Here is a 9,951-nt window from a genome sequence, read left to right on the forward strand (position 1 = left end):
TTTCGCAGGCATCGAACCTGCGAAATCCATCGCCATTCATCCCCTACCTAAGAGGAAGGAGTCTTCTGGCGAAACTGGGATAAATTACTAGCCGCTCGTCATAAATTCCAGCCATTCACACTATTCACGCGGGACGCCCTTTGGGCGTCCCCTACGCAATCGCATACAGGCGAAAAAAAGGGCTTGTCGCACGACGACAAGCCCTTTAAAGTTGTTAGTGGCTAGCAGTTAGTTGTTAGCGGATGGCTTTAAATTTGAAGGTTTTCTCTGCAAACTACAAGCTATAAACTCCGGCCTCTTATCCCAAAATCTTTTTGAGGTCAGCTTCCGGCGTGCTGGTCGGAGTGATGTTGAAGTTTTCTACCAAGTAGTTGAGGACATTCTTGGAGACGAAGGCCGGCAGTGTCGGGCCGAGGTAAATATTCTTGATGCCCAAGGAGAGGAGGGTCAAGAGGATGCAGACAGCTTTCTGTTCATACCACGAGAGGACGAGGGTCAAGGGCAGATCGTTGACGCCGCAGTCGAAGGCTTTTGCCAAAGCGACAGCTACCTGGATAGCGCTGTATGCGTCGTTGCACTGGCCCATATCCATGATGCGCGGCAAGCCGCCGATAGTGCCGAGGTCGAGGTCGTTGAAGCGGTATTTGCCGCAAGCCAGGGTGAGGACGACCGTATCAGCCGGGGTCTGTTTAACGAATTCCGTGTAGTAGTTACGGCCCGGACGAGCGCCGTCGCAACCGCCGACGAGGAAGAAGTGTTTGATAGCGCCGGCTTTGACAGCGTCGATGACTTTGTCAGCAACGGAGAGGACCGTGCCATGACCAAAGCCAGTCGTAACGGTGCTGCCGCCGTTGATGCCGGTGAAATGCTGGTCTTCTGCATAGCCGCCGAGTTCCAGGGCTTTTTCGATGACCGGCGTGAAGTCTTTGTCTTCGCCGATATGAGTTACGCCGTCAAAGGAAACGACTTCCGTCGTGAAGACGCGGTCAATGTAGGATTTACGAGGCGGCATGAGGCAGTTCGTCGTGAACAGGAATGCACCGGGAACGCCGTCGAATTCTTTCTGCTGGTTCTGCCAAGCCGTGCCGAAGTTGCCTTTGAGGTGTTTGTATTTCTTCAATTCCGGATAAGCGTGAGCCGGGAGCATTTCGCCGTGCGTATAGATATTGATGCCTTTGCCTTCAGTCTGTTTGAGGAGGAGTTCCAAGTCTTTCAGGTCGTGGCCGGTGACAACGATGAACGGGCCTTTTTCAACCGTCAAAGGAACTGTCGTCGGAACCGGAGTACCATAAGTAGACGTATTAGCTTCATCGAGGAGAGCCATGCAGGTCAAGTTGACTTTGCCTGTTTCCATGACAATCGGGAGGAGTTCATCCATGCCCCAGTCTTCGCCGATGGCCGACAAGCCTTTGACGAAGAAAGCATCGACTTCTTCGCTCGATTTGCCGAGCATGAGAGCATGATAAGCATAAGCAGCCATGCCGCGCATACCAAAGAGGATGAGCGATTTAAGGGAACGGATATCTTCGTCAGCGTTCCACATCTGGTTCATATCGTAGTCAGCTGCGGGAGTGGACGAAAGGGCAGCGGCTTCAGCGTGAACTTTATCGATCATAGCCTGGGTCGTCGTCGTGTTGAAGTTGACGTTGGTAATGGTCGTGAACATGCCTTCGAGGATAGTACGATAGGTCTTAGCCGTCGGAGCGGCAGTCTGACAGGTGCGGGCCAAACCAACAAGGGCGCCGGTCAAAACATCCTGCAAGCCGGCTTCAACAGCCGATTTGCCACAAACACCGGCACAACCGGTACAGCCAGTACCCATAGCGGTCTGTTCACACTGGAAACAAAACATCTGTTTTTCTTTTGTCATGGGGAAAACCTCCTGTATTTCATACATATAATAAATTGAATGGGTGATTCGTAATTCTCTGCTCTCATCGAGTACACGTAAAGTATAACAAAAAGAAAGAAATATTTCTGTTGCATTTACAACCAAAAGGGAAATTTTGTAGGGGACGCCCAAAGCCTTTCTGGTCCGCCAGGTACCGACTATCGGGAGGTGCAGGGCGGCTGCCAGAACGGACAGCAGTGGCGGGCGTCCCGCCGTGAATCCTAGGCATAGCCGGAATTTATGACGGACGGTACATGGTCGTAATACTATCATGAGTATGTCGCGGCGGAACGCCGCATATGAATCCGAGAGAAAGGCCGTGGTTCATTGTTCGTGGCTCGTAAAAGCCTGCTATTATTCTCGGATAAGTTATAGCCAAATTTCTCTAGCGGACTCGCCACGTGCGAGCCCCTACAAACATACCATTATAACAGAATAGGCTGTGGCAAAGTTTCGCAGCGGGCTGCCCTCATCGGGACAGCCCCTACACACAAGGCCATGGGCCGTGTATTTTTTTTGCGAACTGCGACCTGCGAAAAAAAATGAGGTTGTCGCCTGAAGTAATCTTGACTTGGTGCGACAACCTCATCGCTATGGCACTATTTCTTGCCCAGTGCCTGCTGAATCATTTCGCCTTGCTGGGCTACAAGAGCTTCCAGTTTAGCAATCTTTTCGTCTTGTTCTTTCATCTTAGCATCCTGTGCTTTCAGGAGTTCATCTTGTTCTTTAATCTTCTTAGCCATGACCGTCTTGGACGTCGTGATACCGCTGCCGCCGCTGCCGAGTTTGAAGCTGACGCCGGCGTTGATCATGTTTTCGCCGCCGCCGATGCTGCCACCGATGCTGAACATGGTGTTTTCGTTCGGGCGATAGTAGGTACCGATAGCGACTGCATTGGCGCCGGCATAGTTGCCGTAACCAGCTGCGAAGTCCCACTTGTTGTCCGGGTCAAAATCGAGCGGGTGGAGGGCTGCCAGAGCGGCTGCGCCAGCACCGACACGATTGATGCGGCTATCCAGCTTGTTGAGCGAATGGCTCAGACTGTTGATGTTTTCCGCGTTGGCAATGACGGCCTGATTCGTCTTGTAGAGCTGGCTCACATTAACCGCATCCATAGGCTCGATACCAGCTGCCACTCCAGTAATACGATTGCCATTGGCATTGATACCGCTGGAGTTGATGTAGGTCGAGCCGCCAACCGTGAGGGCACTTGTCGTCAAGGACGATTTGCCTACGTTAAGCGCACTGGCTGTGAGGGAAACATCCGTGCCGACTTGGAGAAGTCCATCCGTCAATGTCGTATTTTCACCGACTTTGACGCTGCCCTTCTTAGAATCATTCTTAGTCAGGTCGAGATTGTCGCTGAGGGAGAACGAGAGGTCTGCGCCAGCATTGCTGATGAGCAAGTTGTCATTGCTGCTGGAGAAGTCTACCGTGCCGCCCGGTTTGATGTTGGTCTTGCTAGATTCTTTACCGTTAGTCGTCAGGTTCCAGCCTTTGCCAGCCGTTTCGATAGCTTCACCAGCTTTGCCTGCAACTTCCTTCAGCTGTTCTTCCGTAGCTGCCCGGCCACTGCCGTTTGCAAAACCGGTGTAATCCGTTGTTTTATTGGTCAAGCCAGTAATCGTAGCCGTTCCGCTGCCACCGTTGACCAGGACACTGCCGATGTGGGCTGTCGAACCGTTGATGATCGTCTGGTTACCAGCACCACCATCGACCGTAATCGTAGCTCCATCGATTCTCGTTTCATTGGTCAAGCCATTCTTAGCCTGCGAAACCGTCAAGCCGCTGCTGTTGAAAGCCAGCTGGGCTCCGCCCGATTTAGCACTGATGGAGCCATCGGAACCGTTGAGCTTAATGGCATTGTCGCCGAGAACGACATCCGTTTCCAAACTGACAGTATACGTGCTGCTGCCATCGGCTGCTTTCGCTTCGTCGACAGTGATATTCTTACCTTTAGCAACCGTCGTCTTTGCGGCTGCCGCTTTGCTGTCGACTTCCTTCAGCTGTTCTTCTGTTGCGGCCCGGCCACTGCCGTTTGCAAAACCGTCGTACTTCGTCGTTTGGTTAGTCAGACCGCTAATCGTAGCCGTTCCGCTGCCACCGTTGACCAGGACGCCGCCGATACGAGCCGTCGAACCGTTGATGATTGTCTGGTTACCAGCACCACCATCGACCGTAATTGTAGCTCCATCGATTTTCGTTTCATTGGTCAAGCCATTCTTAGCCTGCGAAACCGTCAAGCCGCTGTTGTTGAAAGCCAGCTGGGCTCCGCCCGATTTAGCGCTGATGGAGCCATCGGAACCGTTCAGATAAATCGTATCGCCCAAGTTGACATCTTTATCGAGATTGACTTTGTATTCCGCATGACCATCAGTCGTCGGTACAGTTTCAACGTTTGTATTCGTACCATCGACAACTTTCACAGCTTCTTTGGCAAGGTTATTGATGACCGTCTTGCCGCCTTCTGTGATGTTGGTGAGGTCCGATTTGGCGATGCCCGTAATCTTAGCCGTGCCATCAACTTTGTTTCCATTACCGTCTACGTAGGTCATGGTGACGGAACCATCATTACCTACCGTATAGGTATCAGATTTAATATGGACATCTTCGCCTTTAGCGATGTTTTGAATCTTTGTTATTGCATCATTCGTGATGTTGGTGAGGTCCGTATCTGCCAGACCAGTAGCTTCAAATTTAATCTGACCATCTGTTCCAGTGACGGTAATATGGTCACTTCCAACAAAGTTGACTTTCTGATTGACAGCTTTGACATCTGTACCGCCAGCCTGAGCCGTCCAGAGATCGCCCGAGCTTGCCAGTCCCGTCGTAGAAATCTTGATGTCTCCATTGTCGTTGCTGGTAATATCGATGTTATCGCCATCAATGAAGTTCAACGTGCCGTCTTTCGCAACGGTCTTAGCATTATTTCCATTGACCTGGGCTTTCCAGCTGACATTCTGTAAAGCGTTGTAAACCGTATCGCCTGTGACGATGTTGGTATTATTCTGTTCAATCTTGCCGCTTGTATCAACATTGACAGCATAAGTCGTGACATCGCCATCTTTACCCGGCGTAACTGTCGTGTTCTCACCATCGATAACTTTTACAGCTTTGTTAGCCACTTGGGTAATATAGGTATCGCCTTCTTCAGTGATGTTCGACAGATCCGATTTGGCGATGCCCGTAATAGTCGCAGTCATATTATTAACAGTTTCACCCTTGCCATTAACATAGGTCATAGTAACGGTGCCATTCTTATCTACTGCATACGTAACGGGCTTAATATGGCGTTCTACCTCTTTTGCAAGATTGGTGATAACAGTTTTCCCCTGATTCGTAAGGTTATTCAAGCTAGAATTGGCCAATCCAAACGAATCAAAGTCGAGAATGTACTCCGTCCCTCCAGCCAAATTGGTTTTGCTGTCTACGGTAATACGGCTTCCTTCTTCTGTTGTAATGGTCGTATGTTTTGCTGCTTCCGTAGCGACGGCATACAGTTCACTGCCATTGACGGCATCAGTGCTAGTTTCACTAACGCGGCCAGCAGCTACATTGGTAATCGTCCGCAAACCATTAGCAGAACCAACGCTAACGGTTCCAACCGGATTTGTTCCATTCACATTATAGGTGGTATTCGTGTTAGGAATCGTAATCAACGAAGTTTGGACTACAGGATTGGTCGTCGCATGGCTACCGAGCGCAACCGAATTAGGTTGCGAAACTACAGCATCGTAACCAATGGCAATTCCGTTTTCAGCTTCTGCCTGACTCTCGGCACCTAAAGCAATGCCATACGCTGCAGAATGTCCATTACCACCAACGGATGCACGTCGACCGACAGCTACCCCTTTAGCGGAATTTCCCCAAATTTGAGCTCCCATTCCGAGAGCAGTCCCATCTTCTGAATCTACTTTAGCCGACTGTCCAACAGCTGTCCCGTAGTTAGCATGAACTTCAGCCTGAGAACCAACAGCCGTTGCCGCTTCAGCCATCACCTGATCCGCATCAGATTTATAGTATCCAGCCGCAGCCCCCCAGCCGATAGCAGTTGAGTTGCTCCCATTAGTGAAGGACTCTGCACCCAGGGCTACCGCACGGGTTCCCCTTGCATCGCTAGAGTACCCAAAGGCTGCCGACTTTTCATCGGCTGTACTGTTATTTCCTACCGCCGTTGCTTCTTCCGTAGCCGCCGTATTGGTGCCGATAGCAATGGATAAGTTGCCAGCACCATCATTATTGTAATTTCCTTGGTTAGCTGACGCATTGACGCTGAAGTAATGAACTTTAGCTCCGTCAATCAACTTATTAACAGTCGTCGCACTGGCCACATCTTCCAAAGTCACTGCATTTCCATCCGTATCTTTAATGGTATAAGTAACACCACCAGATGTTGCGTTAACGGATTTTTCTGCAGATCTATTGGTCAAAGTAGTATTTTTTGCCGAGATTTTATTATTTTCATCAATACTTACATTAGTGCCTGCCTTATATTCCTGGGCAGAAATAACATTATTTTCATCAATGGTGATGTTTTTTCCGGCGGTATACTTCGTATCCGTATCAACAGCAGAAATAACATTGTTTTCATCAATGCTGACATTCGCTCCCGCAGTATACTTCGTATCCGTAGCAGAAATCGTATTATCAGGAGAAATCTGGATGTTTGCGCCGGCCTTATAATCTTTACCGGCTTTAATCGTGTAATCGACACCATTAATCGTCAGCCCCGTCGTAGCATCAGTCGACCCAATGGCGCTGACTTTCGAGCCTGTCGTGAAGGTCTTAGAAACTTCTTGTCCATTCGTCGTGTTGGAAATACGAACATAGGTGTCATTACCACCTGTGCCGCCACCATTAGTAATGGTCAATGTCCCATCGACAGCCGGACTGCTCGTACCATCACCGTTACGCATAAGGGAAATAGTTGCCGAAGAATCGTTCGTGCTCATATCTACGGACTTAATATCGTTATGATAGAGCGCAAAGTCATTGTCCCGCAAGACGTTGAGGTCTTTCTGGTATTCGGCTACCCGATAGGTATCCATCGTAGCGCCAGCGTCATTGACTTCAGCGCCCCAATAGCTGTAGTAGCTGCCATCAGATTTCTTGACAGTCATCAAGACTTCATTATTTTTACCAAAGACCGTTCCCGTATAGACTTCTGATCCCGAAGCGTTGGTGAAGACACCGATTTCCCCATCAATGACATAGATATTGCTATAATCAACGACTTTGCCATTATACGTATATGCGCTGAGGGTAGCGTTCCAAGCTAATTTAGAACCCGCATCCGTAGTTCTGACAAAGCCTCTGGGCTTGCCACTAGAAACTAAGTCAGCATATCCGTTGCGATAATTCGAATCACTGACAATACCTTTCCAACTGGAGTCTTTGACGATGTAATTCCAGCTGCCGTCAACCTCTGTTCCACCAGAATTGCTCACGCCGGCATAGGTCCCAGCGTTGACTTGCTGCAACGTTTCGCCAACATTGGTCGTCACATTCGTTTGGACATGAGTCGAAGTAACGCTTTCTAAGATATCCGACGGCTTGGCATTCGCATCACCCGTCCAGCTGACATCAGCCCGGCGGCCATTACTAGACAACGACGTATAGGGCTGGCCGTCGACCATAGTCAGAGAATAACCTTCACGGACCCAGTAAAGAATGGGCTGATTATCTCTATCCCTCATACCACTGTCAAAAGTATCATATTTTTCTCCATTAAAAGTAGTATGCCATTGACCATTACTGAATTTAGCCCTTGAATCACCATCTTTAGGTCCTGAAAACTTTAATGCAACATATTGATTCTTTGCCGTTACAGCTCCCGTTCCATCCGCTGCATACGCAGGAGCCACTCCGCTTCCTAAAGCCGTCATTCCGCAGAGCGCCAGTACGGTCAAGGTAACTTTCAAACTCGAAGACTTGCCGTTCGATGTGCTATGTCTGCCCGATTTTGAGCTAATCAGTTCGGATCCAACTACGTAACAATTGCGAACTGTATTCCATACTACCTTATAAATCTTATTCATAAATTGCCGCCTCCTTTGTCTTGTCATCGAATATATTAACGTAAACAGCATTTAATTACTTTTAGATTGTATATACAATGACTTTCCTTGCTTGTAGTGTAATATAAAATTCTTTTGTTGAATATTATACTTTCGTATACTCTTTAGATTATTTCAACAAAATTATCTGTTTTTATCATCTTTTTCCTTTTGTTTTAAAGATGATAATTATGAATTCTATCTATCACTTAGCAAGATAACTTATCTATATTTGCATTATACGATGTAATTTTGACGACAAGACAGATTTGTCACAAAACGACGTTTTTTTGACGTAAGCGGTCATTTTCATAATTAAAAGAGAATGATAATCATATATAGGGGCCTAACGGCCCGCCGGTCGCAGGCCGCAGTTCGCCGTTCGCCTCGGGCTCAAATGCCGCTACGCGGTAACAAACTCAAAATAACAAACATCGCCTCGAATGACCCTCGGCTCGTGAAAAAATAGTGGCTCGTGGCTCGTGATTCGTAACTCGTAAAAACCTACCATCATACAAGAATAGGTATGGCCAAACCTCACAACGGGCTGCACAAGGCTCCCTTTATAGGGGAGCTGGCCGCCAAAGGCGGTCTGAGAGGTTAAAGGGCAGCCCCTACGCACAAGGCCGCTGGCCGTGTATTTTTTGCGGTCCGCAGGACCGCGGCAACCTGCGAACTGCCGTCTGCGAACTGCGTTCATTTCACGAGTCTGTCGCGGCGAAGCCGCATCTGAGTCCGAGGCGGCCTGCGGCCTGCGAACTGCGACCTGCTTTTTCCTTCATGCTATAATAAGGTTACCATGCTGAGAGAGGAGTCATCATCATGAATGAAAAGATTGAGCAATACGTACGGAATCACGGCCGTGATTTTATGGAATGGCTTTGTGATATTATTTCTATTCCTTCACCGACCGGACATGAACAGGCCAAGGGCGAATGGATATTGAATCTTTTGCATCAATGGGGCGCCGCCGGGGCGTATCGTGATGCCGCAGGAAATGTGGTCTATCCCTGCCATGTAAAAAGCGGTGAAAAGGTCGCCCTTTACACCGCTCATATAGATACGGTATTCCAGGATTTGCAGGAAATCCACATCCGCCAGACAGGTCACATTTTGTCAGCGCCGTCGTGCAGCGACAACAGCGCCAGTATCGCCGGTCTATTATTTATCATCAAAATGTTCCACGATTTACAGCTCACGCCGCCGCAAGGTCTGCTCTTTGCCCTCGACGTCGGCGAAGAGGGCTTGGGCAATCTCAAGGGAATGCGGCAGGTCATGGCCGATTGGCACGGCCGCATTGCCGAAGTGGTCGCCGTCGATTGTACTTTCGATACTTTTGTGACGACAGCTGTCGGCTCCCGCCGCTATGCCGTCACCGTCGAAGCCGCCGGCGGCCACAGCTGGATGCATTTCGGCCAGTCCAATGCCATTGCCGAAGCGGCCCGCATCATCAGCCAGCTCTATGCACTGTCCGTGCCATCCCAGCCAAAGACGACGTACAATGTCGGCACCATCACGGGCGGCACGACGGTCAATTCCATTGCGGCAAAGGCCGTGTTCACTGTCGACTTGCGCTCGGAAAATGCTGATGAACTGGACAAGCTGGACCAAACTTTTCAAAGCCTCCTGGCCCATACTGAAGGGGAAACGGTCCACATCAAAACCCAGCTGCTCGGCGAACGGCCCTGCAGTCGCCTGGACACCAATCCCCTGGCAGACCGCATCACGGCCATCCGGCGGCGCCACGGCCTGCCGACGCCGTGCATTGCCGGCAGCACCGATGCCAACATTCCCATGGGCCAGGGTATCCCGGCCATTTCCTTCGGTTTCTGCCGCAGCCACGGGGAGCATACCCTTCAGGAATCGCTGGACGTCGATACCTTTGTGCCCGGCATGATCCAGATGTTGGAATTCATGGGAGTGTAAAAAAAAGGGGCTGTAACAAAATGAGTTTTTTTGCTCATTTTGTTGCAGCCTTCCTTCTTTCCCATAACTAACACAATA

At 49.6% G+C, this 9,951-nt stretch carries 3 protein-coding genes; 1 reads left to right on the top strand and 2 read right to left on the bottom strand.

Annotated elements, in window-relative coordinates; genetic code table 11:
• Positions 1 to 298: 298 nt before the first annotated feature.
• Positions 299 to 1,870 carry a hydroxylamine reductase gene (gene hcp, locus WMO23_RS09920; RefSeq protein WP_020724202.1) on the bottom strand — a complete coding sequence of 524 codons (1,572 nt, stop codon included), beginning with the start codon at positions 1,868 to 1,870 and terminating at the stop codon, positions 299 to 301.
• A gap of 620 nt (positions 1,871 to 2,490) precedes the next feature.
• A complete protein-coding gene (locus WMO23_RS09925) occupies positions 2,491 to 7,929 on the bottom strand; it encodes an ESPR-type extended signal peptide-containing protein (RefSeq protein ID WP_349173939.1) in 5,439 nt (1,812 codons plus the stop codon).
• Positions 7,930 to 8,769: 840 nt separating this feature from the next.
• Between WMO23_RS09925 and WMO23_RS09930 the strand changes: the two genes are divergently transcribed.
• Positions 8,770 to 9,873, top strand: a complete 1,104-nt coding sequence (locus tag WMO23_RS09930; RefSeq protein ID WP_349173941.1) for a M20/M25/M40 family metallo-hydrolase — start codon at positions 8,770 to 8,772, stop codon at positions 9,871 to 9,873.
• Positions 9,874 to 9,951: the final 78 nt, after the last annotated feature.

This window comes from Megasphaera intestinihominis (assembly GCF_040096415.1).
GTDB classification, from domain to species: Bacteria; Bacillota; Negativicutes; order Veillonellales; family Megasphaeraceae; genus Megasphaera; species Megasphaera intestinihominis.